The sequence below is a fragment of the Streptomyces klenkii genome (assembly GCF_003626645.1).
GTDB lineage: Bacteria > Actinomycetota > Actinomycetes > Streptomycetales > Streptomycetaceae > Streptomyces > Streptomyces klenkii.
In genome coordinates this window covers 32,082-57,000 of record NZ_RBAM01000023.1, presented here as the reverse complement: position 1 = coordinate 57,000, position 24,919 = coordinate 32,082, and the positions used below count along the sequence as shown (strand labels likewise).

Annotated in this window: 21 protein-coding genes; 8 read left to right on the top strand and 13 right to left on the bottom strand. The window is 73.2% G+C overall.

Annotated elements, in window-relative coordinates; genetic code table 11:
* The first annotated feature begins 480 nt into the window (after nucleotides 1-480).
* On the top strand, nucleotides 481-1,104 hold the full coding sequence (locus D7231_RS31705) for a hypothetical protein (protein WP_199739497.1): 624 nt from the start codon (nucleotides 481-483) through the stop codon (nucleotides 1,102-1,104).
* Between the two features lie 76 nt (nucleotides 1,105-1,180).
* Here D7231_RS31705 and D7231_RS31700 read toward each other — a convergent pair whose 3' ends face one another.
* The 4 genes from D7231_RS31700 to D7231_RS31685 all read right to left on the bottom strand — a co-directional run bounded on the left by D7231_RS31700 (nucleotide 1,181) and on the right by D7231_RS31685 (nucleotide 6,006).
* Entirely contained in the window at nucleotides 1,181-2,188 is a 1,008-nt protein-coding gene (locus D7231_RS31700; protein WP_120759244.1) for a lytic polysaccharide monooxygenase, read from the bottom strand.
* Between the two features lie 112 nt (nucleotides 2,189-2,300).
* Nucleotides 2,301-3,734 (bottom strand): glycoside hydrolase family 18 protein, encoded by a 1,434-nt coding sequence (locus D7231_RS31695; protein WP_120759242.1) that lies wholly within the window; start codon nucleotides 3,732-3,734, stop codon nucleotides 2,301-2,303.
* A 131-nt stretch (nucleotides 3,735-3,865) separates the two neighbouring features.
* Complete coding sequence (locus tag D7231_RS31690) at nucleotides 3,866-5,299, bottom strand: sensor histidine kinase (protein ID WP_120759240.1); 1,434 nt, start codon at nucleotides 5,297-5,299, stop codon at nucleotides 3,866-3,868.
* Entirely contained in the window at nucleotides 5,296-6,006 is a 711-nt protein-coding gene (locus tag D7231_RS31685; protein ID WP_194962873.1) for a response regulator transcription factor, read from the bottom strand. Before D7231_RS31685 ends, D7231_RS31690 begins: the two co-directional genes overlap by 4 nt.
* A 33-nt stretch (nucleotides 6,007-6,039) precedes the next feature.
* Here D7231_RS31685 and D7231_RS31680 point away from each other — a divergent pair, with 33 nt between their 5' ends.
* A complete protein-coding gene (locus D7231_RS31680) occupies nucleotides 6,040-6,564 on the top strand; it encodes a hypothetical protein (protein WP_228775632.1) in 525 nt (174 codons plus the stop codon).
* Nucleotides 6,565-6,597: 33 nt separating this feature from the next.
* Here D7231_RS31680 and D7231_RS31675 read toward each other — a convergent pair whose 3' ends face one another.
* The 8 genes from D7231_RS31675 to D7231_RS31640 form a co-directional block, all read right to left on the bottom strand.
* Nucleotides 6,598-7,272 (bottom strand): GntR family transcriptional regulator, encoded by a 675-nt coding sequence (locus D7231_RS31675; RefSeq protein ID WP_120759236.1) that lies wholly within the window; start codon nucleotides 7,270-7,272, stop codon nucleotides 6,598-6,600.
* Between the two features lie 57 nt (nucleotides 7,273-7,329).
* Nucleotides 7,330-8,730: an aldehyde dehydrogenase family protein gene (locus D7231_RS31670; RefSeq protein WP_120759234.1), complete on the bottom strand. Its 1,401-nt coding sequence runs from the start codon at nucleotides 8,728-8,730 to the stop codon at nucleotides 7,330-7,332.
* Entirely contained in the window at nucleotides 8,727-9,731 is a 1,005-nt protein-coding gene (locus D7231_RS31665) for a proline racemase family protein (RefSeq protein ID WP_120759232.1), read from the bottom strand. The genes D7231_RS31670 and D7231_RS31665 overlap by 4 nt, the downstream gene beginning before the upstream one ends.
* A 70-nt stretch (nucleotides 9,732-9,801) precedes the next feature.
* Nucleotides 9,802-10,710, bottom strand: a complete 909-nt coding sequence (locus D7231_RS31660) for a dihydrodipicolinate synthase family protein (RefSeq protein ID WP_120759230.1) — start codon at nucleotides 10,708-10,710, stop codon at nucleotides 9,802-9,804.
* A 95-nt stretch (nucleotides 10,711-10,805) separates the two neighbouring features.
* On the bottom strand, nucleotides 10,806-12,416 hold the full coding sequence (locus D7231_RS31655) for an FAD-dependent oxidoreductase (RefSeq protein ID WP_120759228.1): 1,611 nt from the start codon (nucleotides 12,414-12,416) through the stop codon (nucleotides 10,806-10,808).
* Nucleotides 12,397-12,717 carry a (2Fe-2S)-binding protein gene (locus D7231_RS31650; RefSeq protein WP_120759226.1) on the bottom strand — a complete coding sequence of 107 codons (321 nt, stop codon included), beginning with the start codon at nucleotides 12,715-12,717 and terminating at the stop codon, nucleotides 12,397-12,399. The genes D7231_RS31655 and D7231_RS31650 overlap by 20 nt, the downstream gene beginning before the upstream one ends.
* Before the next feature lie 101 nt (nucleotides 12,718-12,818).
* A complete protein-coding gene (locus tag D7231_RS31645) occupies nucleotides 12,819-14,006 on the bottom strand; it encodes an NAD(P)/FAD-dependent oxidoreductase (protein WP_228775631.1) in 1,188 nt (395 codons plus the stop codon).
* A 102-nt stretch (nucleotides 14,007-14,108) separates the two neighbouring features.
* On the bottom strand, nucleotides 14,109-15,479 hold the full coding sequence (locus D7231_RS31640) for an aminopeptidase P family protein (protein ID WP_242000029.1): 1,371 nt from the start codon (nucleotides 15,477-15,479) through the stop codon (nucleotides 14,109-14,111).
* 182 nt (nucleotides 15,480-15,661) lie between these two features.
* Here D7231_RS31640 and D7231_RS31635 point away from each other — a divergent pair, with 182 nt between their 5' ends.
* The 6 genes from D7231_RS31635 (at nucleotide 15,662) to D7231_RS31610 (ending at nucleotide 24,002) form a co-directional block, all read left to right on the top strand.
* Nucleotides 15,662-17,398 carry an ABC transporter substrate-binding protein gene (locus D7231_RS31635; RefSeq protein ID WP_120759224.1) on the top strand — a complete coding sequence of 579 codons (1,737 nt, stop codon included), beginning with the start codon at nucleotides 15,662-15,664 and terminating at the stop codon, nucleotides 17,396-17,398.
* Nucleotides 17,399-17,405: 7 nt separating this feature from the next.
* On the top strand, nucleotides 17,406-18,341 hold the full coding sequence (locus D7231_RS31630) for an ABC transporter permease (RefSeq protein ID WP_120759221.1): 936 nt from the start codon (nucleotides 17,406-17,408) through the stop codon (nucleotides 18,339-18,341).
* Nucleotides 18,338-19,324: an ABC transporter permease gene (locus D7231_RS31625; RefSeq protein ID WP_120759219.1), complete on the top strand. Its 987-nt coding sequence runs from the start codon at nucleotides 18,338-18,340 to the stop codon at nucleotides 19,322-19,324. Before D7231_RS31630 ends, D7231_RS31625 begins: the two co-directional genes overlap by 4 nt.
* A complete protein-coding gene (locus D7231_RS31620) occupies nucleotides 19,324-20,340 on the top strand; it encodes an ABC transporter ATP-binding protein (RefSeq protein ID WP_120759217.1) in 1,017 nt (338 codons plus the stop codon). The genes D7231_RS31625 and D7231_RS31620 overlap by 1 nt, the downstream gene beginning before the upstream one ends.
* Nucleotides 20,337-21,395, top strand: a complete 1,059-nt coding sequence (locus D7231_RS31615; RefSeq protein WP_120759215.1) for an ABC transporter ATP-binding protein — start codon at nucleotides 20,337-20,339, stop codon at nucleotides 21,393-21,395. The genes D7231_RS31620 and D7231_RS31615 overlap by 4 nt, the downstream gene beginning before the upstream one ends.
* A gap of 198 nt (nucleotides 21,396-21,593) precedes the next feature.
* Nucleotides 21,594-24,002 carry a collagenase gene (locus tag D7231_RS31610; RefSeq protein ID WP_242000028.1) on the top strand — a complete coding sequence of 803 codons (2,409 nt, stop codon included), beginning with the start codon at nucleotides 21,594-21,596 and terminating at the stop codon, nucleotides 24,000-24,002.
* A 74-nt stretch (nucleotides 24,003-24,076) separates the two neighbouring features.
* Here the strand turns inward: D7231_RS31610 and D7231_RS31605 are convergent, their stop codons facing one another.
* Nucleotides 24,077-24,688, bottom strand: a complete 612-nt coding sequence (locus tag D7231_RS31605) for a dihydrofolate reductase family protein (RefSeq protein WP_120759211.1) — start codon at nucleotides 24,686-24,688, stop codon at nucleotides 24,077-24,079.
* Between the last annotated feature and the right edge of the window lie 231 nt (nucleotides 24,689-24,919).

Genomic DNA, 24,919 nt, shown 5'->3' with positions numbered 1-24,919 from the left:
CGGATGTCGCCCGGCCCTGAAGCGGCGCAATAACGAAGCGCCGTTTCTCGGTCGACGGCGCCCAGCGACCCCGCAATTGTTAGCGGCGGCGAAAACCCCTGACAAGCACGGTGACCTACTACCCCCATTCATGGAACGGAGCGGCCGCGGCCGCTCAGCCTTTGTAATTCAGCATTTTGCCCACTAAGCCGCTTAGTAAGTGACCCAGGCCTCATGGGCGGCCTCACACCGCCGGGGCGCCGGGGTGACGGGGAGCGAGTGATCCCGAGCTCAGCGTCAGCCGGACCGCAGATATTGATCAATTGCCGGCCGCACCGGCCGGAATTGAGCGCGAATACGCCCGTGACCTGCAAAGCTTGCGATTTCCATGCAGGAGTGTTCAGGCTTATCCCGCACTTAAGCCGGTTTCCCCGGGGAAATTTCCATGACCCAGTAATGAGTCAGCCTTACCGCCGTAAGGGTCTGCGTTTGGAGAATCGCGTGTCCGCTCTGCCGTCCGAACCGCCGCTGTCCGTCGTCCATCCGCGAGGCCCCGTCCGCGCCGCCGCACCGTCACCGGGCGCCCGGCACGCGAAGCCGCTGGCCCTCTACGACTCCTGGTGGACGGTTGCCGCCGCCGGAGCCGTGATCTGCGGGGCCTGGGCCGTCTCCGTGTGGATATCCGTGCACCTGCAAGCCGACGCGACGCTCCACACCGCAGCCCTCTTCGTCCACCTCGCCAGCCTCGTGCTGGGCTTCGGCGCCGTGCTCGTGGCCGACTACTACGGGCTCCTGTGGATGACCGGCCGCTGCACCCTCCGCGAGGCCCTCGGCAGCGCGGGCCGCCTGCACGCGCCCATCTGGGCCGGACTCGTGGGCCTCGTCGCGAGCGGCATGCTGCTCCACCCCAACCCCTCCGCCACCCTCACCGCCGTCAAGCTGGTGATGGTCCTCGTCCTCAGCCTCAACGGCCTCCAGGCGGGCCTCCTCAACCGGCGCATGGCCGAGCAGTCCTCCGCCTCCCCGTCGACGGGCATCCTGGCCTGGGGCGGAGCCACCGCCCTCGTCTCCCAGATCTGCTGGTGGGGCGCCGTCGTCATCGGCTTCCTCAACACCCAGAGCTGAACACGCACATACGAACACGGTCAGCAGCCGTACAGCTGCTGACCGTGTTCGCGTGCGTTAGGCAGCCGCCAGGTGCCTAGCCACGGCTCCGGGCCGCGCGACGCCGCATGGTCAGGAACAGGGCGGCCGAACCGGCCGCCAGGGTCCCTGCGCCGGCGACCGCCAGCATCGCCGTGCGGCTGTCGCCGCCGGTCTCGGCCAGGCGCCCGCCCTGGGCGGACGGAGCGCCGTCGGCCTTCGCCGCGGTCTGCGGCTCGTGACCGCCCATGGCGTGCGCGTTCTCGGCGTGCGCGCCCGCTCCGTGTCCCTCCTCACCCGGGCCGTCACCCCCGTGTCCGCCGTGATCGACGGTCGACTTGGCGGCCTCCTCGCTGATCTGCGCTTCGCTCGGGGCGGACGCGGCGGGGGCCGGGGCCACGGCCTTCGCCGCCGCCTGCTTCCCGCCGAAGTCCACGTCGGAGCAGGTGTAGAACGCCTCGGGGCTGTCCGAACGCTGCCAGATGCTGTAGATCAGGTGACGGCCGGACTTCTTCGGGACCGTCCCGTCGAAGACGTAGCTCCCGTTCTTCAGCGCCGGGTTCGTGACCTTGGCGAACGGCTTCGCCTCCAGATCCGACCACTTCAGCGGCTTCCGCGGGTCGTATCCGTCCTTGGTGACGTACAGCTCGAACGTGCCGCGGTGCGCGGCGGTCGCCCGGTACGTGAAGGTGTGCCCGCCCGGGGCGAGCTTCGTCCCCGGCCAGTCGGCACGTGCCGCGTCCAGTCCCTTGTACTTGTCGCGTCCGGCGCTGCACAGCTTGCCGTCCGGGATGATCTGGCGGTGACGGCCGGCGGCGGTGCCTATGTTGACCTCGTTCCAGTCGTAGAGCGGCTGGGTGCCGCCGGCCGCGACCATGGCCTTGCAGGCCGCCGAGCGCGGGTGCTCCGGGCCCTCGGCGAAACAGGCGGAGACCCGGCTCACCGGATCCGTCATGGAGCCGTGCGCGGCGGCCGGCCCGGCCGCCAGCCCGGTGAGGGCGACGCCGAGGGCGAGAGGGGCGATGCCGAGTGCGGAGATGCGGACAGCCTTGCGACACGTGGGCATGGGGGGTGTCTCCTTCATCGTCTTCATCGGTGGAGGAAGGCGCTGTGGGGGGAAGGTGCTGGGGGAACGTGGGGGAAATGTGGGGGGAATCCGAAGGGGAACGGGAAGCGCGTCAGCCCTTGAAGGCGCCGAAGGCCTTGGTGAAGGCGAATTCGTCCTGAAGGACGGAGCTACAGGTGGCGGACGCGGAGTTCTGCGCACCGCCCGGGCACTGTTTGTCGCGCGTGGCGGACCACATCGACAGCCCGCCGAGGCCCTTGGAACGGGCGAACTTCACGAGCTGGTCCGCGTCGTCGGCCTTGAAGACCTCACCGGCCACGTCGTTGACGCCGATCATCGGCGTGACCGCGACGGCCTTCCAGGCGGCCGCGTCGCTCAGCCCCAGCACGCCCTTGACCTGGGCCTGCGTGGCCGTGGCGGCGTCGATCGCGTACTGCCCCATGTCGCCGTTGAAGGATGAGCCGTAGTCCATGGCCATGATGTTGACCGTGGAGACGGACACGCCGTTCTTCTTGGCGTTCGCGACGAGGTCGACGCCGTCCTGGGTGAGGCCCGTGGGCATCACCGGGAGCGTGAAGGAGACGTCGAGGCCGGGGTGGCTCTTCTGTAGCTGCGCAATGGCCTGGGCGCGGCGCGTGTTGGCGGCGGCGTTCGGCAGTGCGCCGCCTTCGATGTCGAAGTCGACCTTGGTGAGCTTGTAGGCGTCCACGACCTTGCCGTACGCGGCGGCGAGGTCGCCGGCGGAGGAGCAGGCGAGGCCCAGTTCGGACCCGGCGGCGCCGCCGAAGGAGACGCGTACGTCGCCGCCCGCCTCGCGCAGCCGGCCTGTCTGCTGGGCGACGGGGTTGCTGCCGAGGTCGCTGACGCCGCCCCACTTGGGGGTGCAGCCGCCGCCGGAGGTGACGAAGGCGAGGGTGAAGTCCTTGACGCCCGTCTTCCCGGCGGTGGCCAGGAGGTCGTACGAGGGGTGGAGGAGGGTGTCGACGTACGGGGCGAACGCGGCCTTCGCGCCACCGGGGGCGGGTGTGCCTCCGGACGGGCCGGGGCGGGAGGGGCTCGGCGCCGGGTGGGAGGGGCTCGGCGCGGGCCCGGTCGGTCCCGGGCCGGGGTCCTTGTCCGTCGAGCACTTCGCGCCGTTGATCCGGCAGTTGGCCGGTGCGGTGGCCGCGGTGCCGGTGGCCACGAAGCCGACGGTCACGGAAGCACCCGGGGCGATGGTCCCGTTCCAGCTCTCCGGCTCGACGGTGACGCTGCGGCCGCCGACGGTGTGCTTGCCGTTCCACAGGGACGTGATCTTCGCGCCCTCCGGGAGGTCGAACGTCAGCTTCCAGTCCGTCAGTTCCTTGCCGGTGCCGTTGGTGAGGACGTACTGGCCGGTGTAGCCGCCGGACCAGGAGCCGGTGGTGGAGAAGGCCGCGCCGACGGTCGTGGCCTGTGCCGTGCCGGTGAGGGTGAACGCGGCGCCGGCCGCGATCGCCGCGGCGGCCCCGATGCCGGCGAGCCGCGCCTTGCGGCCGACTCGCCGGCGGTGTGCGGAGGAACCCATCGCGTGCCTGCCTGTTCTGACTTGGGGGGTGAGTACAGGCGGCACGCTAGCGAGAACGAACCGGTCAAATCCCCCAACCACCCTCCGAGGCCGGCTTCTTATGGCGGGCTTAAGGAAGGCATGGGCGGGCGTTAATGCCGGGCCCGGCCGCGCCGCGCCCGGCGGCGGCCGCGGCGCCGCGGCCCGTCCCCGCCGTCCAGTGCGAGCCACACCCGCACCTCCGTGCCGCCGAGCACCGACCGGCCGATCCGTACGTCGCCGCCCGTGGACTCGGCGACCCGGCGCACGATGTCCAGGCCGAGCCCGGTGGAGCCGGGGCCTCCGTCGCCGTGGCCGCGGCGCAGCGCGGCGTCGGGGTCCGCGATGCCGGGGCCCGCGTCGGAGACGAGGACGATCACGGCGTCCTCGCTGCGGTGGACGTCCACGGCGAAGGCGGTGCCTTCCGGGGTGTGCCGGAAGACGTTGCCGAGCATCGCGTCAAGCGCGGCGACGAGTTCGGGGCGGGCGACGGGTACGCGTACGGTCGCGTCGACGCCCGCGAGCCCGGCCGTGCGCCCCTCGTCCTCGGCGAGCGCGGACCAGAAGTCCATCCGGTCGCGGATCACTTCGCAGGCGTCGCAGCCGAGCGGGGGCCGTTCCTTCTGCTCGCCCTGCTCGCGGGCGGCGCGGATGAGCTGGTCGACCTCGCGCTCCAGCTGGGCGACGGCGGCGCGGGTCTGGTCGGCGGCGGGGCCCTCGCCGAGGGACGCGGCGTTGAGGCGGAGGACGGTGAGGGGGGTGCGGAGCCGGTGCGAGAGGTCGGCGGCGAGTTCGCGTTCGGCGGCGAGGAGCTGCACGATCTTGTCGGCCATGGAGTTGAACGCGACGGCCGCGGCGCGCAGTTCGGCCGGTCCGCCCTCGCGGACGCGCACGCCCAGCTTCCCCTCCCCCAGCTCGGCGGCGGCCCGCGCGAGCCGTTCCGCCGGGCGTACGAGGCGCAGGCCGAGGCGGTCGGCGAGGGCGACGGATCCGACGACGAGGCCGAGGCCCACGGCGGCGAGGATCGCCCAGGACGTGGTGACGCCGTTGGTGACCGCGCGGTGCGGCACGTAGACCTCGACGACCGCGAACTCGCCGGTGCTCAGGGCGGTCGGCTGGAGCAGGGCGTAGCCGCCGGGCACGGAGGTGACGGCGGAGCGGCCGCGGCGGGCGGTCTCCACGTCGCGCGCATCGGCCCGGCTGCGGCCGATGCCGAAGGCCTCGCGCGCCGCCCCCGGGTGCGCGTCGTACGCACCGGTACCCGTGCTTGCGCCCGTGTCCGTCCCGTGGCGCGCGGCGCCGTCGCCCGGTACGTGGACGGCCATCCGCTCGTCACCACCGGCCTGAGAGCTGGCGACGGCGCGTTCCAGCTGGTCCCGGTCGGTGGTGATGGCGAGCGCGGGCCGGATCTGAGCGGCCTGCCGCTCGGCGTCGGCGAAGGCACGGTCGCGGGCGAGTTCCCTGACGACCAGCCCGAGGGGCACGGCGAAGGCCAGCACCACCATGACCGTGACGGCCAGGGACACCCTGACGAGCGCCCATCTCATGCCGGTTCCGCCGGGGGCTGTTCCAGCTTCACCCCGACCCCGCGGACGGTGTGCAGGTAGCGCGGGCTGGCGGCCGTCTCGCCGAGCTTGCGGCGCAGCCAGGACAGGTGCACGTCGATGGTCTGGTCGTCGCCGTAGGACTGCTGCCAGACCTCGGCGAGGAGTTCCTTGCGGGGGACGACGACGCCTGGCCGGCCGGCCAGGTAGGCGAGCAGGTCGAACTCACGCCGGGTCAGGTCCAGGGCCGCGCCGTCCAGTTCCGCGATCCGGCGCAGCGGGTCGACGGCCAGCCCGCCGACGCGCAGGGCCCCGGAGGGCACCGGGTCGCCCGCCGCACCGCCGCCCCGGCCCGTGCGGCGCAGGACGGCGGCCATGCGCGCGGTCAGGTGCGCCACGGAGAAGGGTTTGACGAGGTAGTCGTCGGCGCCGTCGGTGAGCAGCCGGATGATCTCCGCTTCGTCGTCGCGCGCGGTGGCGACGATGACGGGCACGTCGGTGATGCCGCGCAGCATCTTCAGGGCCTGCGCCCCGTCGAGGTCCGGCAGGCCGAGGTCGAGGATGACCAGGTCGAAGCCGACCTGGGCGACTTCGCGCAGCGCTTCGAGGGCGGTCCCGACGCTGCGTACGGTGTGCGCGGCCTCGGTCAGCTCCCGGATGAGGGCGGAGCGCACGAACGGATCGTCCTCGACTACGAGCAGTCTTGCCATGGGCCGCACCGTACGCCATACGGGTGAGGCACTATGAGCCAGGTGAGGCGAGGAATCATGCAGGCCCTGGCGTGGGTGCTGGCGACGACGGCGGCCATGGCGGTGTCCTGGTACGGGGTGCGGACCGTCCTGACGGGCACGGCCTACGAGCCGCCGCGCGCGCTGCCGATCTCCGGCACGACACCACCGCTCGAACCGGCGGCACGCGGGTCGGCCCCCTCGCCGAGTGCCCCGGAGCGGTCCGCCTCTTCGACGCCGGTCCCGAGGAGCGCTGCGCCCGCCCCCTCGGCCTCATCTCGATCCGACGCCCCGTCGGCGCCGCCGCCCGGCGACAACGGCGAGGTGAAGAGCTTCCCCGTCCGGGGCGGGCGTGCGGTCTTCGACCTGGGCGAGTCCTCGGCCGCGCTCGTCTCGGCGACGCCGGACGAAGGCTGGCAGATGCGCGTGTGGAAGCAGAGCGCCTGGATCCGGGTGGACTTCATGTCCGGCACGAGGACGACGTCGCTGTTCGTCACCTGGAACGGCCATCCGCCGCAGGTCCAGACGGTGGAGAACTGACCTGCCCCTTGCCGCTTCTAGCCCTTGCCGCTTCTAGCCCTTGTCGCTGCCCTGCGCCCACAGGGAGCGCACGTGGCCGAGGTGGCGGGCCATGCACTTCTCCGCGCCCTTGGCGTCGCCCGCGAGCATCAGCTCCAGGAGTTCGAGGTGCTCCTCGGCGGAGGGGATGAGGTCGCCGCGCTCGTCGAGCGCGGTCAGCCCGTACAGGCGCGAGCGCTTGCGCAGGTCGCCGACGGTCTCGACGAGGCGTTCGTTGCCGGAGAGGGCCAGCAGCGTGAGGTGGAACTGCCGGTCGGCCTCCAGATAGCCGATGAGGTCGTGGTCGCGGGCGGCGCGCACGATCTCCTCGGCGACCGGGCGGAGCGCTTCGAGGTCCTCGCGCGCGGCGGTGCGGGTGACCCGCCCGGTCATGGGGACCTCGATGAGCGTGCGGATCTCGGTGTACTGGTCGAGGTCGCGCTCGTTGACCTCGGTGACCCGGAAGCCCTTGTTGCGGACCGGCTCGACCAGGCCCTCGCGGGCGAGGTCGAGCATGGCCTCGCGCACCGGGGTCGCGGAGATGCCGAAGTCCTCCGCGAGCTGTGGCGCGGAGTAGACCTCGCCGGGGCGGAGTTCGCCGGAGATGAGGGCGGCGCGCAGGGCGTGGGCGACCTGGTCGCGCAGCCGCTCGGTGGCGGTGATGAGGTTGCGCTGCTTGAGGTGGCCCATGGTGTCCCTTTCGTGCCCCGATGGACTGGACCACCAGCGTACAATGTCACATCTTGCTCAAGGGGCGAGGGTGTAGGTGCGGCCGGAGGTGTAGAAGTCCAGTACGGCGCGCCCCTGTTCGCGGGGCCCGTGGCCGGAGGCCTTGGTGCCGCCGAACGGCACGTGGAAGTCGGCGCCGGTGGACGGCGCGTTGACGCGGATCATGCCGGTGTCGAGGTGGTCGAGGCCCTCCAGCACCGCCTCCAGGCCGGCGGTGTGGACGGACGTCACCAGCCCGTACGGGACCGCGTTGCTGATCCGTACGGCGTGCCGGAGGTCGTCCGCGGGCAGCAGGGCGGCAACGGGCGCGAAGACTTCTTCGGTGAGCAGCGGGTGGCCGTCCGGCACCTTCTCGGCGAGCGTGGGGGCCGCGTACCAGCCCGGGCCGTCCACGGCGCCGCCCGCGGCGAGGACGGGGACGCCGGACAGCGACTGGTCGAAGCGGTCGCGGGCCCGGCCCGAGATAAGGGGGCCGCACACCGTCGCGGGGTCGCCCGGGTCGCCCACGGGCAGTGCGCGAAGGGCCTCCGCGAGGGCTTCGCGGAGCGGGTCGAGGGCGGTGCCGACGGCGATCACGCGGCTGGTGGCGGTGCACTTCTGCCCCGCGTAGCCGGCGAGGGCGGCGGCGATGTGGGCGGCGGCCCGCCCGATGTCGGCATCGGGCAGAACGATCGCCGCGTTCAGGCCGCCCGTCTCGGCCTGGACGGGGACGCCGCGGGCGGTGGCGGCCCGGGCGACGGTGCCGCCCGCTGCGGTGGAGCCGGTGAAGGAGACGACGTCGGCGGCCGAGACGACGGCCGCGCCTTCGGTCGCGCCACCGGTCACCACCGTGAACACGCCCTCGGGCACGGCCGCCTGGACGAGTGCGGCCAGGCGCCGGGCACAGGCGGTGGCCTCGGGCGCCGGTTTGAGGACGACCGTGTTGCCCACTGCCAGCGCCGGTGCGGCCTTCCACGCCGGGATGGCGAAGGGGAAGTTCCACGGCGTGATCAGGCCGGCGACGCCGTGCGGGCGGCGGCGGGTCAGCAGCAGCCCGGGGCCGGCGGCCGTCTCGTGGACGGTGCCGGCCGCCTCGTAGGGGGCCTGGGCGTAATACCGCCAGATCGCGGCCGTCCGCGCGACCTCGACCCGCGCCTCGGCGAGGGGTTTGCCCGTCTCGCGCACGGCGAGGGCGGCCAGTTCCGCCGCCTCGGCCTCGACGGCCGAGGCGACGGCCCCGAGCGCCGCGGAGCGGGCGGCGGCCCCGGCACGGACCCAGCCGGGCTGGGCGGCGCGGGCCCGTTCGACGGCCGCGACGGCGGCCGGGGCGCCGGGCGCGGCGATCTCGGTGACGATGTCGGCGGGGTCGGCCGGGTTGACGGAGACGAGGGGGTTGCCCGGTCCGGCGGATGCGAAGGGGGTGGTCGGCTTGGCGGTCACAGGAGGAAACCTCCGGGGAAGGGGTCGTCCGGGTCGAGGAAGTACTGGGCGGTGCCGGTGATCCAGGCGCGCCCGGTGACGGCGGGCACGACCGCCGGGAGGCCCGCGACCTGCGTCTCCCCCACCAGGCGGCCGGTGAACCGGGTGCCGATGAAGGACTCGTTGACGAAGTCGCGCTCCAGCGGGAGCGCGCCGCGGGCGTGCAGCTGTGCCATCCGGGCGGAGGTGCCGGTGCCGCAGGGGGACCGGTCGAACCAGCCGGGGTGGATCGCCATGGCGTGCCGGGAGCGGCGGGCGTCCGAGCCGGGTGCGGCGAGGTAGACGTGCTTGAGGCCGCTGATCCCGGGGTGCTCGGGGTGGACGGGCCGGTCGGGCGAGGCGTTGATCGCGTCCATGACGGCGAGACCGGCGGCGAGCAGGTCGTCCTTGCGGTCGCGGTCGAAGGGCAGCCCCAGGGCGCCGAGTTCGACGAAGGCGTAGAAGTTGCCGCCGAAGGCGAGGTCGTACGTGACCGTCCCGTATCCCGGCACGTCCGCCTTGCGGTCGAGGCCGAGGCAGAAGGAGGGCACGTTGGTGAGCGTGACGGCCTTGGCCGCGCCGTCCTCCACCTGCACGTCGACGGTGATCAGGCCGGCGGGGGTGTCGAGGCGCACGGTGGTGACGGGCTCGCTGACGGGCACCATGCCGGTCTCGACGAGCACGGTCGCGACGCCGATGGTGCCGTGCCCGCACATGGGCAGCACCCCGGAGACCTCGATGTAGAGGACGCCGTAGTCCGCGTCGGGCCGGGTGGGGGGCTGGAGGATCGCGCCGCTCATGGAGGCGTGGCCGCGCGGCTCGTACATCAGGAGCGTACGGAGGTGGTCCATGTGCTCGATGAAGTGGAGCCGGCGCTCGGCCATGGTGGCGCCGGGGATCACGCCGACGCCACCGGTGATGACGCGCGTGGGCATGCCCTCGGTGTGCGAGTCGACGGCATGGAAGATGTGGCGGGTTCGCACGGACGTCCTTCCGCTGTCGGTACGGGTCGTCTGTCGCTACGGGATTCGGTACGGAATCCCGTACGGGTCGTCAGTGGTGGCCGTCGGCGACGGCCTTCTCCGTGGCGGCGCGCACCGCGGCCTCCGCCTCGCCCGTGAGCGGCAGGCGCGGCGGCCGGGTGGGGCCGCCGTGGCGTCCGGTGAGGTCCATGGAGAGCTTGATGGCCTGCACGAACTCCGTCCTGGAGTCCCAGCGCAGCAGGGGGTGCAGCGAGCGGTAGAGCGGCAGCGCCGTCTGGAGGTCCCCGGCGACGGCGGCGCGGTAGAGGGCGGCGCAGGTGGCGGGGAAGGCGTTGGGGTATCCGGCGATCCAGCCGGCGGCGCCCGCGGTGGCGAGCTCCAGGAGGACATCGTCGGCGCCGATCAGCAGGTCGAGGTCGGGGGCGAGTTCGGCGATCTCGTAGGCGCGCCGGACGTCGCCGCTGAACTCCTTGACGGCCACGACGCTGCCGTCGGCGTGGAGCCGGGCGAGCAGGCCGGGGGTCAGGTCGACCTTGGTGTCGAGGGGGTTGTTGTAGGCGACGACGGGTATCCCGGCGCGGGCGACGTCCGCGTAGTGGGCGCGTACGGCCTGCTCGTCGGCGCGGTAGGCGTTGGGCGGGAGCAGCAGGACGGAGCCGCAGCCGGCCTCGGCGGCCTGCTCGGCCCAGCGGCGGGCTTCGGCGCTGCCGTAGGCGGCGACGCCGGGCATCACCCGGGCCGGGTCGCCGGCGGCCTCGACGGCGGTGCGCACCACGCGGGCGCGCTCCTCCGGGGTGAGGGTCTGGTATTCGCCGAGGGAGCCGTTGGGAACGACGCCGTCGCAGCCGTTGTCCAGGAGGTGGCGGACGTGTGCGGCGTAGGCGTCGTGGTCGACGGAGAGGTCCGCGCGCAGCGGGAGCGCGGTGGCGACCATGATGCCGCGCCAGGGGTGGTCGGTGGTCCAGGAGGCGGTGGTCATGTCCGTAGCCCTTCGTGATGCGATCGGTCGGTGTTCCAAGGCCGGTCGGCCGGTCGGCCGGTCGGCGGCCTGTCGATCCGCCGGCCCGTCAGCCGTCAGCCGTCGGCCGTCGGCCCGTCAGTCGGCGGTCCGGGCCGCCCGCTCTCCTCCGGCAGGTCGGCGAGGGCCCCGAGCGGTACGGGTACGGCGAGGGGCCGGCGTTCGGCGGAGGGCGGTACGGTCCCCTGCGCTGTACCGCCCTCCGCGCCGCCGCCGGCGCCGTCTCCTCGCCCGCCCCCTCGCCCGCCTTCCGCCGCGAGGCACGCCACGGCCGCTCCGCACATCCGGCCCTGGCACCAGCCCATGCCGGCCCGGGTGAGGAGCTTGACGGTCCGGGCGTCGCGGGCGCCGAGCGCGCCGGCCGCGCCGCGGATGCTGCCGGCGGTGACCTCCTCGCAGCGGCAGACGTCGGTGTCGTCGGGGAGCCAGGCGGTCCAGCCGGGGCCGGGCGCGTGGGCGGCGGCCATGACGTCGGCGAAGGCGCGCAGGCGGTCGCGGCGGCGGGCCAGGGCCCGGGCGCGCCGGCTACGGGTGAGGGCCGGGAGCCCGCGCAGCCGGGCGGCCACCGCGATGCCCGCCAGTTCGCCCTCGGTGCGGGCGAGGTCCCAGCCGCCGGTGCCGCCGGTCTCGCCCGCGGCCCACAGGCCGGGCACCGAGCTCTCCTGGAGGGCGTCCAGGGCGAGGGCGTGCGTGCCGTCGGGGGTGCGGCGGGTCGCGCAGCCCAGGCCGGTGGCGAGCTCCGTCTGCGGCACGAGTCCGTGGCCCACGGCCAGCGCGTCGCAGGCGATGCGGCGGCCCGTGCCCGGCACGGGCCGCCAGGCGCGGTCCAGCCGGGAGACGGTGACGGCCTCGACGCGGTCGGTGCCGTGCGCTTCGGTGACGGCGCTGCGGGTGCGCAGCGGTGTGCGGTGGCGCAGCAGCGCGGAGCCGTGGACGGCCGCTTCGAGCAGCTTGTGGGGGCCGGCGGCGAGGGCGTACGGCCTGCGGGCGTAGCCGAGGTAGCCCGAAGCCTCGACCACGGCGGGGACGCGGGCTCCCGCGGCGGCGAGCGAGGAGGCGACGGCGAGCAGGAGGGGGCCGCTGCCCGCGACGACGATCCGCCGTCCGGGCAGCACGAGCCCGGACTTGAGCATGGCCTGGGCGCCGCCGGCACCGATGACGCCGGGCAGGGTCCAGCCGGGGAAGGGGAGTTGCCGCTCGTACGCGCCGGTCGCGAGGAGGATCGTACGGGCCCGGACCCTGGCCGGGGTGCCGCCGTGGGCATCGGGGCCGGTGAGGGCGTGCACGGTCCATATGCCGTCGCCGTCCGGCGGTCTGACGGTCCAGACGTGGTGGTGCGGAAGGTGGGTGACCCCGCTCGCCTCGAAGCGGCCGCGGAGCGCCGTGAACTCGCTCCAGTCGTGGTGCAGGGCTTGCGGGCGCGCGGCGCCCAGGCCCGGGGCCGGGTGGCGGAAGTACTGGCCGCCGGTCTGCGGGGCGGCGTCCAGGACGGCGACGGACAGGCCGAGTTCGCAGGCGGTGACGGCTCCCGCGAGGCCCGCGGGGCCGGCGCCGATCACGGCGAGGTCGTACGGCTCAGACGGCTCGTACGGCGCAGCAGACTCGTACGGCTCAGACGGCTCGTACGGCTCAGACGGCTCGTGCGGTTCAGACGGCGAGCCCGGCATGGCCGTGTCCCTCCTGGGTGGTGACCGTGTCGCCGGGCCGGGCGGGTACGAGGCAGGCCCGGCGGTTGGGCTCCCCGTTGACCGTGGCGAGGCAGTCGTAGCACTGTCCGATGCCGCAGAAGGCGCCGCGCGGTCGGCCGCCGTTCCGGGTGGTGCGCCAGGCGAGGATGCCCGCGCCCCAGAGGGCGGCGGCGACGGACTGACCGGGCAGGGCGGTGACCGCACTGCCGTCAAAGGTGATCTCGAACGGCGGTCCGGGGTCCGCGCCGACGAGGTCGGCCGGGTTGCGGTCACGCGCCACGGCAGGGCTCCTTCCGGCTGGGATGTCGACATGAGGGGACAGTGGTGGCGCGGCTTCCCGGGACCGGGCGCGGTGACGGCACCGGCCCGAACGGCGGGCGCTCACGCCGACCCGAAGCGATCGGACCCGAAGCGGTCCGGCCCGAAGCGGTCCGGCCTGAACGGCGCCAGGGGCACGGGGGGCTGCCGGCCCGTCAGAGCCGCGGCGATCAGCGCCCCCGTGGCCGGGGCGAGTCCGATGCCCGCCCCCTCGTGGCCGCAGGCGTGGAGCAGCCCGGGAACGCGGGGGTCGGGGCCGATGGCGGGCAGGTGGTCGGGCAGGTACGGGCGGAAGCCGGCGTACGTGCGGATGGCCCGTACCTTCGCCAGCACCGGGAAGAGCTCAGTGGCCTGCGCGGCGAGGCGGCGGAGCACCTCCACCGACAGTGTGCGGTCGAAGCCGACCCGTTCGCGGCTGGCGCCGATGAGGACCGGGCCCGCCGGGGTGCCCTCGACCACCGCGGAGGTCTGGAGCGCGGCGGATCCGCTGGCCACGTCGGCGACGTAGTCGGCCGCGTAGACCTTGTGCCGCACCACGCGCGGCAGCGGTTCGGTGACGAGCACGAAGCCCCGGCGGGGCAGCACGGGCAGGTGCGCCCCGGCGAGCCGTGCCACGTCGCCGCCCCAGGTGCCGGCGGCGTTGACGACGTGCGGGGCGTGCAGGTCACCGGCGGTCGTGCGCACGCCCCGCACTTCGCCGTGCGCGCCGGTGAGGACGGCGGTGACCTCCTCGCCGGTACGCACCCGGGCGCCCGAGGCGCGCAGCAGGTGGGCCGCGGCGAGGGCGGGCTGGACCTGGGCGTCCTGCGGGTAGTGGAAGCCGCCCCCGAGCCCCGGCGCCAGGTGCGGCTCCAGGTCGTGGAGCCGGTCGGCGGGCACCTCTTCGGCGGTGACGCCCGCCTCGGCCTGGGCCGCGGCGAACTTCCGCAGGGCGGCCGTGCCGGCGGCGTCGGAGGCGACGACGAGGCCGCCCTTGGCCTCGTACTCGATCCCGGCCGGGAGCTCTTCCGCCAACTCCTGCCACAACCGACTGGAGAGCAGGGCGAGTTCGAGCTCGGGGCCGGGTTCCTTGTCGGAGACCAGGAGGTTGCCTTCGCCGGCGCCCGTGGTCCCGCCGGCGACAGGGCCGCGGTCGAGCACGGTGACGGTGAGGCCGGAGCGGGCGGCGTAGTAGGCGCAGGCGGCGCCGACCACTCCCGCTCCGACGACGATGAGGTCGCGGGCGTCGCTGACGCCCGGGGAGTTACTCAAGGGCACGTCAGTAATATTTCACATTGCACTGCCGCTGCCAAGAGCTGGTCCGGACCTGACCGCCCGCCGCCCGGCCGCCCCCGCCGCCTCCCTCACCTTCCCTCAGCCGCCGAGGAGTTCACCCATCCACGTCTCGACCGCGTCGGGCGTGCGCGGCAGCGCGTGCGACATCAGCTGCGCCCCGTCGGCGGTGATGACCAGGTCGTCCTCGATGCGCACGCCGATGCCGCGGAGTTCGGCGGGCAGCGTCTCGTCGTCGGGCTGGAGGTAGAGCCCGGGCTCGACGGTGAGCACCTGCCCCTCCTCCAGGACGCCGTCGAGGTAGGCGTCCGCCCGCGCCTGGGCGCAGTCGTGGACGTCCAGGCCGAGCATGTGGCCGCTGCTGCACAGGGTGTACCGGCGGTGGAAGTCGCCTTCGGCGTGCTGAAGGACGCCCCATTCGGCGAGCCCTTCGGCGATGACGCGCATCCCGGCCCGGTGGAAGTCGCGGAAGCTCGCGCCGGGCTTGAGGGCGGCGATGCCCGCGTCCTGGGCGGCGAGGACGAGGTCGTAGACCTGCCGCTGGACGGGCGAGAAGCGGCCCGAGAGCGGCAGGGTGCGGGTGAGGTCGGCGGTGTAGAGGCTGTCGGTCTCCACGCCCGCGTCCAGGAGCAGGAGTTCGCCGCGGTCGAGCCGCCCCTCGTTGCGTATCCAGTGCAGGTAGCAGGCGTGCGCGCCCGCGGCGGCGATGGTCTCGTAGCCGGTGCCGTTTCCCTCGGCCCGGGCGCGCAGGCCGAAGACGCCCTCGATCCACCGCTCGCCGCGCGGGTGGGCGAGGGCGCGCGGGAGCGCCCGTACGACGTCCTCGAATCCGGCGACGGTGTGGTCCACGGCCTGCTGCAACTGCCCGATCTCCCAAGCGTCCTTGACCAGCCGCAGTTCGCTGAGCGCGGTGGCGAGCCCGGCGTCGCGGGACGCGTCGCGGCCCGACGGCAGCGCGCCGTAGGCGTCCAGGTGCGCGCAGCGGATGCCGGTCATGCGCTCGGCCTCGCCGAGGTCGGGGCGGCGGCCGACCCAGAACTCGCCGTAGCGGCGGTCGCGGTAGAGCTCCGTGCCGTTGCGGGCCGAGCGCGGCCGCGCGTACAGCACCGCCTCGTGCGCGTGCGGTCCGTCGGGCTCCATGACGAGCACGTGGCCCACCTGCTCCTCGCCGGTGAGCCCGGTCAGCCAGGCGTACGCGCTGTGCGGCCGGAAGCGGTAGTCGCAGTCGTTGGAGCGGACGGCGAGCTCGCCGGCGGGGACGATCAGGCGCTCGCCGGGGAAGCGCGCCGAGAGCTTGGCCCGGCGTGCGGCGGCGAGGTCCGCGACGGGCAGCCGGATGTCGCCGGACAGCGGGGTCGGCGCCCAGTTGCCGGCCATGAATGCCTGGAACTCCGCCGAGACCGGCAGGTCATGACTGGCCGTTCGGGTCGTGGCACCTTCGGCTTCCTTCACGGGATGTCCTCCTCGGGCACAGGTGGGTAACGGAGCCACCGTCAGATGACTGACGTCTTGTCAGTGCAATTTCACATTACTATGTTACGGGTCACATTTCAGCCTCAGGCGGCCTCCTGACTGCCTCTCGACTGCCTTTCGGCCGCCTCCTGGCTGTTCGACCGTTCACGGAGTGACCACTGATGAACAAGCGCACGGGTACTGCCCTGACCGCCGTCACGGCGGCCGCCATCGCCCTCGGGCCGACCGGCTGTTCCGTCCCGCAGCAGCCGGCGCACGGCGAAGATCGCGCCGCCGTCCGCGAGGGCACGGTGATCGGCGGCACTCCGCGGAAGGGCGGCACCCTCACCGTGCTCTCCGACCAGGACTTCACCCACCTCGACCCGGCCCGCAACTGGGTCATGAACGCCATGGACTTCGGCACCCGGCTGCTCTACCGCACCCTCGTCACCTACAAGGCCGCGCCCGGCAAACAGGGCAGCGAACTGACCCCCGACCTCGCCACCGGCCTCGGCACCCCGTCCGCCGACGCCAGGACCTGGACGTTCCACCTCAGGCAGGGCGTGAAGTACGAGGACGGCTCACCCGTCACCGCGCAGGACGTCAAGTACAACGTCGAGCGGTCCTTCTCCCCCGACCTGCCCGGCGGCGCCGACTACGCCGCCCGCTACCTCGCCGGCGCCGAGGGCTACCGCGGCCCCGCCGAGGGCAAGCACCTGGACTCCGTCCGGACGCCGGACGACCGCACCATCGTCTTCGAGTTACGCAAACCCTTCGCCGAATTCCCCTACGCCACCGTCATGCCCACCTTCGCGCCCGTACCGCAGGCGCGGGACAAGGGCCCGCAGTACGACAACCGGCCGTTCTCCTCCGGCCCCTACAAGATCGAGTCCTACGCGCGCGGCAAGAAGCTCGTCCTGGTGCGCAACGACCACTGGGACCCGGCCACGGATGACGTCCGCAAGGCGTACCCGGACAGGATCGTCGTCGTCATGGGCCTGAAGGGCGGCCAGATCGACGACCGGCTGACGGAGAGCCGCGGCGCGGACGCCTCCGCCGTCTCCTGGAGCGCCCTGCGCCCCGAGAGCGGCGCCAAGGTGCTGCCCGACGCCGAGGTCAGGCAGCGGCTCATCGCCGAGTCCACCAACTGCACGGACATGGTGCAGATGCACACGGGCCGCGCCCCCTTCGACGACGTCAGGGTCCGCCGGGCCGTGCAGTACGCCCTCGACCGGGACGCCGTCCTGACCGCCTCCGGAGGCCCCGCCTTCAACGAGCCGTCGACCGCGTACATGCCCGCCTCCCTCTTCGGCGGCAAGCAGCCCGACACCCTCGGGATCCCCGTCGCCGGCGACACGGAGAAGGCCCGCCGACTACTCAAGGAGGCCGGCAAGCCGGGCGGCTTCGCGACGAGCATGACGGTCTCGACCGGGGACAAGGGCCGGGCCGAGGCGATCCAGCAGTCCCTCGCGAAAGCGGGCATCAAGGTCACCATCGAGACGGTCGACCCGTCCGCTTTCTACGCCACCATCGGCGACACCGCGAACCGCACCGACCTGGTGTACACCGGCTGGTGCCCGGACTACCCCTCCGGCTCCACCTTCCTGCCCTTCGTCTTCGACGGCCGCTTCATCAAGGAGAGGGGCAACTCCGGCAACCACTCCCTCTTCCGCGACGACGCGACGATGCGGCGGATGGACGAGATCGCGGCCATGACCGACACCGGGGAGGCCGTCAGGGCCTGGCGGCAACTGGACGGCGAGATCCTCGCCGCGGCACCGGCCGTGCCGGTCCTGGTGCGGCGGTGGCCACTCGTCCTGGGCAGCAACATCGCCGGGGCGTACGGGCACCCGTCCTTCGGCGGCCAGCTCGACTACGCGACGGCCGGCCTCAAGGACCCCGCGAAGAGCCGGGGCTGAGGCCGCCATGACCACCGCCTCCCCCGTCCCCGCCGAGGCCTCCGCCGGCAGCGGCCCCTGGCGGCTCGCCCGCGCCGAACTGCGCCGCCGCACCTCCGTGAAGGTCTCCCTCGCCGTCGTCGCCCTGTTCCTGCTCATGGCGGCGGGCGCCCCGCTGCTGAGCTCGCTCGCCGGACGGACGCCCGAGGAGTTCGACAAGACCGCCGTCGACCCCTACCTCGGCGGCCGGCCCCTCGGCCCGCTCGGCGGCATCTCCCCCCACCACTGGCTCGGCGTCGAACCCGTCACCGGCCGCGACCTGTTCGCCCGCGTCGTGCACGGCGCCCAGGTGTCCCTGCTCATCGCCCTGACCGCCACCGCGATCGTCGTCGTCGCCGGCACGGCCGCCGGCATCGCGGCGGGCTACTTCGGCGGCCGCACCGACGCCGTGCTCTCCCGCCTGATGGACCTCACCATGTCCTTCCCCTCCCTCATCTTCATGATCGCCATGCTGTCGGTGGCCAAGGACGTCAACCGCATCGTGCTGATGACCGCCGTCATCGGCCTGTTCGGCTGGCCCGGCATCGCCCGCGTCGTGCGCGGCCAGACCCTCTCGCTCAAGCACCGCGAGCACGTCGACGCCGCCCGCCTCGCCGGCGCCGGGCCCTGGCGCATCCTCACCCGCAGCGTCCTGCCCGGCGTCACCGGGCCCGTCATCGCGTACACCACCCTGATCGTCCCCGGCATGATCGCCACCGAGGCGGCCCTGAGCTACCTCGGCGTCGGCGTCCGCCCGCCCACCCCCTCCTGGGGCCAGATGATCGCCGAGAGCGTCGCCTTCTACGACACCGACCCCATGTACTTCGTCATCCCGAGCACCTGCCTGTTCCTGACCGTGCTCGCCTTCACCCTGCTCGGCGACGCCCTGCGCGACGTCCTCGACCCGAGGAGCGCCCGCGCATGATCCTCTACCTCGCCCGCCGGCTCCTCGCCGTCACCGGCGTCCTCGTCGCCGTCGCCGCCGTCACCTTCACCATCTTCTACGTCCTGCCCTCCGACCCCGCGGCCGCCGCCTGCGGCAAGGCGTGCAGCGTGGAGCGGCTGGCGGCGATCCGCGCCCACATGGGCCTGGACCAGCCGCTGTGGCGGCAGTTCGCCGACTTCGTCACCGGCATCTTCACCGGCCGGACCATGGGCAGCGGCCGCTACGCCCTGCACTGCGCCTTCCCCTGCCTCGGCTACTCCTACGAGAACTCCGAAGCCGTCTGGGACCTGCTCATGGACCGGCTGCCGGTCTCCGCCTCGCTGGCCCTGGGCGCGTCCGTGCTGTGGCTGGCCCTCGGCCTGGGCGCCGGCGTCACCGCCGCCCTGCGCAAGGACACCCTCACCGACCGCGCCCTGATGACCGGCGCCGTCGCCGCGGCCTCCCTGCCGGTCTACTTCACGTCGATGATGCTGATCTACGGCCTCATCCGGACGGCCGGCCTGCTGCCCTACCCGCAGTACGTGCCCCTCACCGGCGACCCCGTGCACTGGGCGTCCAACCTGCTCCTGCCCTGGCTCGCACTGGCCGTGCTCTACGCCGCCATGTACGCGCGCCAGAGCCGCAGTTCGATGATCGAGACGATGGCGGAGCCGTACATCCGCACCGCCCGCGCCAAGGGCCTGCCGCGCCGCACCGTCGTCGTCAAGCACGGGCTGCGGGCGGGCATGACTCCCGTCCTCACCCTCTTCGGCATGGACCTGGGCGGGCTGCTCGCGGGCGCCGTCATCACCGAGTCCATCTTCGGCCTGCCGGGCATCGGCCGTCTCTTCTACGGCGCGCTGTCCACCGGCGACCAGCCGGTCATCCTCGGCGTCACGCTGCTGGCGGCCGCCTTCATCGTCGTCGCCAACCTGGCCGTCGACCTGCTCTACGCCGTCGTCGACCCGCGAGTGAGGTACTGATGGCCGGCGAACCCCTGCTCCGCGTAAGCGATCTGACCGTCACCTTCCCCACCGGGCGCGGTCCGGTCCGGGCCGTGGAGGGCCTCGGCTTCTCCGTGCACCGCGGCCGCACCCTGGGCATCGTCGGGGAGTCCGGTTCGGGGAAGTCCGTCACCTCCCTGGCCGTGATGGGCCTGCACACCGGCGCCGAGGTCACCGGCTCCGTCGTCCTCGACGGGCGGGAGCTGACCGGACTGGCCGAGCGCGAGCTCAACCGGCTGCGCGGCCGCCGCATGGCAATGATCTTCCAGGACCCGCTGTCCGCCCTCCACCCGTACTACACGGTGGGCGAGCAGATCGCCGAGCACCACCGCGTCCACTTCGGCTCCCGCCGGGCCGCGTCCCGCAGGCGGGCCGCCGAACTGCTCGGAGAGGTCGGCATCCCCGAGCCCGCACTGCGCGCGGGCGCGTACCCGCACCAGTTCTCCGGCGGCATGCGCCAGCGCGTGATGATCGCCATGGCGCTCGCCTGCGAACCCGAGCTGCTCATCGCCGACGAACCGACCACCGCCCTCGACGTCACCGTCCAGGCCCAGATCCTGGAGCTGATCGCCCGGCTCCAGGAGCAGCGCGCCCTCGCCGTCGTCCTGATCACCCACGACCTCGGCGTCGTCGCCCGCGTGGCCCACGAGGTCCTGGTGATGTACGGCGGCAGGGCCGTCGAACAGGCCCCGGTGGACGCCCTGTTCGCCGCGCCGGCCCACCCCTACACCCGCGGGCTGCTCGACTCGCTCCCCCGCCTCGACGACGGCGACGACGAGCCCCTGCGCGCCATCCCCGGCAGCCCGCCGTCGCTGCTGGATCCGGCGCCGGGGTGCGCGTTCGCGCCGCGCTGCCCGCGGGCGGCGGCCGCGGCGCCGGCCGAGCGCACGCGCTGCGAGGACACCAGGCCCGAACTGCGCTCCGCCGAGGGGCACCTGGTCGCCTGCCACCTGTCCCCGCACACCGCCGCCCACGCCCGGAGAGGCACCCGATGACCGCCGCCGCTGCTGCTCCTGTCGCGCCCCTGCCCGCTCCCCCTGCTCCCCTGCTCTCCGTGCGGGACCTGAAGATGACCTTCCCCGGCCGGACGGCCTTCCCGGGCTGGATGGCCTTTCCCGGCCGGCGGGCGCGCTCCGCCGCCGTCCGGGCCGTCGACGGCGTCTCGTTCGACCTGGCGGCGGGCGAGACCCTGGGGCTGGTGGGCGAGTCCGGCTGCGGCAAGTCCACGACCGGGCGCATGATCGTACGGCTGCTGGAGCCGACTGCCGGGTCGGTCGTCTACGACGGGCGGGACATCAGCCGACTGCGGCAGCGCGCGCTCAAGCCGCTGCGCCGGGAGTTGCAGATGGTCTTCCAGGATCCTCACTCGTCCCTCAACCCACGCTGGACCGCGGCCCGGATCATCGCCGACCCGCTGCTGGTGCAGGGCGGTTCCGCGGCGGGCGCACGGAGGCGGGCGGCGGAGCTGCTGGAGCTGGTCGGGCTCCTCCCCCAGCACCTGGACCGCTATCCGCACGAGTTCTCCGGCGGGCAGGCGCAGCGCATCGGCATCGCGCGGGCCCTGGCCACCGGTCCCCGTCTGATCGTCGCCGACGAGCCGGTGTCGGCACTCGACGTCTCCGTGCAGGCGCAGATCGTCAATCTGCTGGCGCGGTTGCAGGAGGAGCTCGGTCCGGCCTTCCTGTTCATCTCCCACGACTTGTCGGTGGTGAAGCGGGTGTGCGACCGGGTGGCCGTGATGTATCTGGGGCGGATCGTCGAGACCGGCGACAAAGAGCGGGTGTACGCGGCCCCGGCCCATCCGTACACGCGGGCCCTGTTGTCCGCCGTTCCGCTGCCGGATCCGGCGGCGGAACGGGCCCGGGAGCGCATCATGCTGTCCGGCACCCTCCCGAGCCCGGCGGCTCCCCCGCCCGGTTGCACCTTCCACCCGCGCTGCCCGAAGGCGCGGGAGGTGTGCCGGAGCGAGGTGCCGCTGCTGCGGGTCGCGACGGCGGGCGAGGCGCGGGAGGTCGCCTGCCACTTCCCGGAGCCGGAGCCTTCCGGCTGACGCTCGGCGGAGTCGGCGTCTTCCGGCTGACACTTTGGACAACCCTTGGTGTCTGAGGGGTTGTCAGTACCATTTCACATTACTACGTTACACATGACATGGCGCGGACACCCGCTCCCCCACCTGTCGCCCACCGGACGGCAGTTGAAGCCCGGTCCGCGCCACGTACTCATACCTCCCACACACAGGAGTACATCGGTGTACCGCTCCAGAACCCCGCGCAGATCCCTGCGCGCAGCCCTGCTCACCGCCTCCATAGCCACGGCGCTCTGCGCCACCACCGCCGCGCAGCCCGGCTTCGCGGCCACTCCCCCACCGGCGGCCCCGGCCGCGGCGCCCGCGCCGGCCGTGCACCGGGACACCCCCACGCCGAACCCCTTCGACGAGGTCACCCGCCTCGCCGAGGCCCCGAAGCCGGCCGCGCAGTCCCCCTCCGCGCCGGGCGGGCTCACCGACGGGCGCGTGCCCGGGCCGCCCCGCACGGACAGGCCGACCGATAAGTCGACGGACGGCAAGGGCAAGAAGGACGGCAAGGGCAAGGCAGTCTCCCCCGCCCCGCACGCCACCCTCGGCTCCACCGCCGTCCCGTGCACCCTCGACGGCATCACCCGCCTCTCACCCGAGCAGTTCGCGGACTTCCTCGCCGACCAGGCGGTCACCGCGGACGGCTGCCTGCGCACCATCCTGTGGACCTGGGACCAGCGGCTGGCCCCGGTCATGTCGCGGGAGCACGTCCAGGCCGTCTCCCGCCGCATCGAGGGCCTCGCCGCCGCGCACGACGGGAAGAACGGCAGCCACCTGCTGGAGATGTTCACCTACCTCCACGCGGTCGCGTACCACGACTTCTCGCGCACCGAGATCGACATCACCGACGCGCCGACCGTCGAGGCCATGCGGCGCGCCGTGAACGCCTTCGGCGGCGCCGCCCGCACCTTCGACGTCACCCGCAGCAACGCCGAGTCCCTGCGCGAGGCCCTCTACGCGGCCAGCGCCCCCGGCCTGCGTCAGCACCAGCTCTCCCTGATGAAGCGCGTCCTGGCCACGATGGACGCCGCCCACCCGGCGACCGCCAAGGACGCCTCCTGGGCCGGCGCCGCGCTCGCCACGCTCTCCCTCAGCTACCTCGGCGTCTACCCCGGCAACCACGACAGCGCCTTCCAGACCGCCGTCGCCGCCGACCCCGCCTACCGCGCGGCCCTCAAGGCCTTCGCCGACTACACCCACCTCAAGGGCACGCCCAACGCCTGGGTGGTGCGCGACGCCGTCGGCGAGTACGGGCGGCTGGGCCAGGTCGACGCGCTGAAGAGCGAGATCACGGCCGGCCTCGGCGGCGTGCTCTCCACGGTCGTCCGCAACTTCGGCGAGGGCAGCGAGCCCTGGGGCAAGGTCGTCACCTGGCTCAACGAACTCGGCGCGTGCAAGCAGTACGGCGTGTGCAAGGCGGACATCGAGGCCCGCCTCTTCCCGCAGACGTACACGTACGACAAGGGCGGCATCAGCGTCCGAACGGCCCTGCCCCGGGCCACCGTCGACAAGCTCTACTACGCGAGCAAGCAGGTCAAGGCCCAGTTCCACCGCGTCCTCGGCACCGAGGAGCCGCTCGCGGGCGACACCAACGTGACGCTGAACATCGTGCTGTACGCCTCGCGCGCCGACTACGAGATCTACCACCCGCTGCTGACCGGCATGGGCACCAACAACGGCGGCGTCTACATCGAGAAGGGCGCCACCTTCTACACGTACGAGCGGCGCGTCCCGCAGGACTCCACGCTGACGCTGGAGGAGCTCTTCCGCCACGAGTACACGCACTACCTCAACGGCCGCTGGGCGGTGCCCGGCTCCTTCGGCGAGGGCCCTTGGTACCAGGGCGACCGCACCACCGCGATGGACGAGGGCACGGCGGAGTTCTTCGACGGCTCCACCCGCGACGACGGCATCAAGGTCCGCAAGTCGCTGGTGCAGGGCATCATCAACGACACGGCCGGCGGCAAGCCGCGCATGACCGTCGACCAGTTCCTGCACGCCGAGTACGACCGGGACGGCTTCCGCTTCTACAACTACGCCGGCACGTTCTTCGAGTACCTCTGGAACGAGCACCCGTCGCTGCTCAAGGAGATGTACGGCTACCTCCGCGCCGATGACGTGGCCGGCTTCGACGCCTGGCGCAACCGCCTCGGCCGGGACGGCAACCTGCAACGCGCGTACGACACCTTCCTCGACCAGCAGATCGCCAAGGTCGCCGACCTCTACGTGCCGGAGACCGCGTTCACGCCCGTGGACCGGCTCGACGCCGGGCACCCCGCCACCGTGCGCGCCTCCTTCAACGCCACGACCGGCATGCAGCCCGACTGCCGCGCGGCCGGCTCCCCGGACCGCCCCCGGTTCGTCTGCACGGGCCGCATCACCGCCAACCTCAGTGACCCGGGCAACTCCGACCTCGTCTTCAAGGACATGTCCGAGACGGTCGACTACTTCATCCTCGACCGCGCGAAGAAGGGCACCAACAACTTCGCCGACATGAACTGCGACTTCGGCAAGGTCGACCTCTGGAGCGACCGGCCCGCCGGCACGGCGGACTTCAGCTGCGAGGGACCGCTGAGGGGCTGACACCCGCCAACGGCTGCTACGGGAGCTTCGGTCCTGTCGCGGAGCGCAGGGCCGTGCAGGGCCGGAGCCCCCGCCTACTCTTTATCCTTCTCCTTCTCGGCGACCGGCCGGTAGGTGGACACCTGCGCGCCGGCGGGGCTGGTGGCGGTGGAGACCAGTTCGAGCGGGCGCTGCGCACCGTCGCCGGGGAAGATCGACTTACCGCCGCCGAGGAGCACCGGCATGATCACGAGCCGGAGCTCGTCGACCATGCCCTCCCGCAGGAGCGCCCGCACGAGCGAGGGGCTCCCCATGACCAGCAGGTCGCCCCCGCCGCCCTCGCGCAGCTGCCGGATGCGGGGGACGGCCTCGCCGCCGGGGATGCGCGTGGTGTTGTCCCACGTCAGGTCCTCGTCGCTCAGCGTCCGGGACACCACGTACTTCGGGATGGCGTTCATCCGGTCGGCGAACGGGTCCCCGGCCCGCTCAGGCCACGCCGCGGCCATCGTCTGCCATGTGCGGCGCCCGAACAGCAGCGCCTCGGCCTTCGCCAGCGCGTCGGCGAAGGCTCCGCCCACCACCTCCGGGTCGAAGAAGGGGTGCGACCAGCCGCCGTGGGCGAAGCCGCCGTCGGTGTCCTCCTCGGGCCCGCCCGGCGCCTGCACGACGCCGTCCAGACTCATGAACTCACTCACCACGATGCGCACAGGAGGTTCTCCTCGTCTTCGGTGTCTTCGGTGCTGCTCGGACAGCACGTGACAGCGTTACAGCAGGTGACAGCGGTACGGCACGTACTCGTGTACTCGTGCCGCACAGACGCAGCATCGCACCCGCCACTGACAACGCCTCCGATGACAGGCACCACGCTTCCGGCCGGACCGGCGGGGCAGGCTCTAGCGTGCACACGAGATCCCTGCGGAAGGACGGTTGAGGCTGTG

Coding starts and splice junctions, on each gene's coding strand:
- D7231_RS31700 (WP_120759244.1), bottom strand. CDS start 2,188: ATGCCCACGTGTCGCAAGGCTGTCCGCATCTCCGCACTCGGCATCGCC.
- D7231_RS31695 (WP_120759242.1), bottom strand. CDS start 3,734: ATGGGTTCCTCCGCACACCGCCGGCGAGTCGGCCGCAAGGCGCGGCTC.
- D7231_RS31690 (WP_120759240.1), bottom strand. CDS start 5,299: ATGAGATGGGCGCTCGTCAGGGTGTCCCTGGCCGTCACGGTCATGGTG.
- D7231_RS31685 (WP_194962873.1), bottom strand. CDS start 6,006: ATGGCAAGACTGCTCGTAGTCGAGGACGATCCGTTCGTGCGCTCCGCC.
- D7231_RS31680 (WP_228775632.1), top strand. CDS start 6,040: ATGAGCCAGGTGAGGCGAGGAATCATGCAGGCCCTGGCGTGGGTGCTG.
- D7231_RS31675 (WP_120759236.1), bottom strand. CDS start 7,272: ATGGGCCACCTCAAGCAGCGCAACCTCATCACCGCCACCGAGCGGCTG.
- D7231_RS31660 (WP_120759230.1), bottom strand. CDS start 10,710: ATGACCACCGCCTCCTGGACCACCGACCACCCCTGGCGCGGCATCATG.
- D7231_RS31655 (WP_120759228.1), bottom strand. CDS start 12,416: ATGCCGGGCTCGCCGTCTGAACCGCACGAGCCGTCTGAGCCGTACGAG.
- D7231_RS31635 (WP_120759224.1), top strand. CDS start 15,662: ATGAACAAGCGCACGGGTACTGCCCTGACCGCCGTCACGGCGGCCGCC.
- D7231_RS31630 (WP_120759221.1), top strand. CDS start 17,406: ATGACCACCGCCTCCCCCGTCCCCGCCGAGGCCTCCGCCGGCAGCGGC.
- D7231_RS31625 (WP_120759219.1), top strand. CDS start 18,338: ATGATCCTCTACCTCGCCCGCCGGCTCCTCGCCGTCACCGGCGTCCTC.
- D7231_RS31620 (WP_120759217.1), top strand. CDS start 19,324: ATGGCCGGCGAACCCCTGCTCCGCGTAAGCGATCTGACCGTCACCTTC.
- D7231_RS31615 (WP_120759215.1), top strand. CDS start 20,337: ATGACCGCCGCCGCTGCTGCTCCTGTCGCGCCCCTGCCCGCTCCCCCT.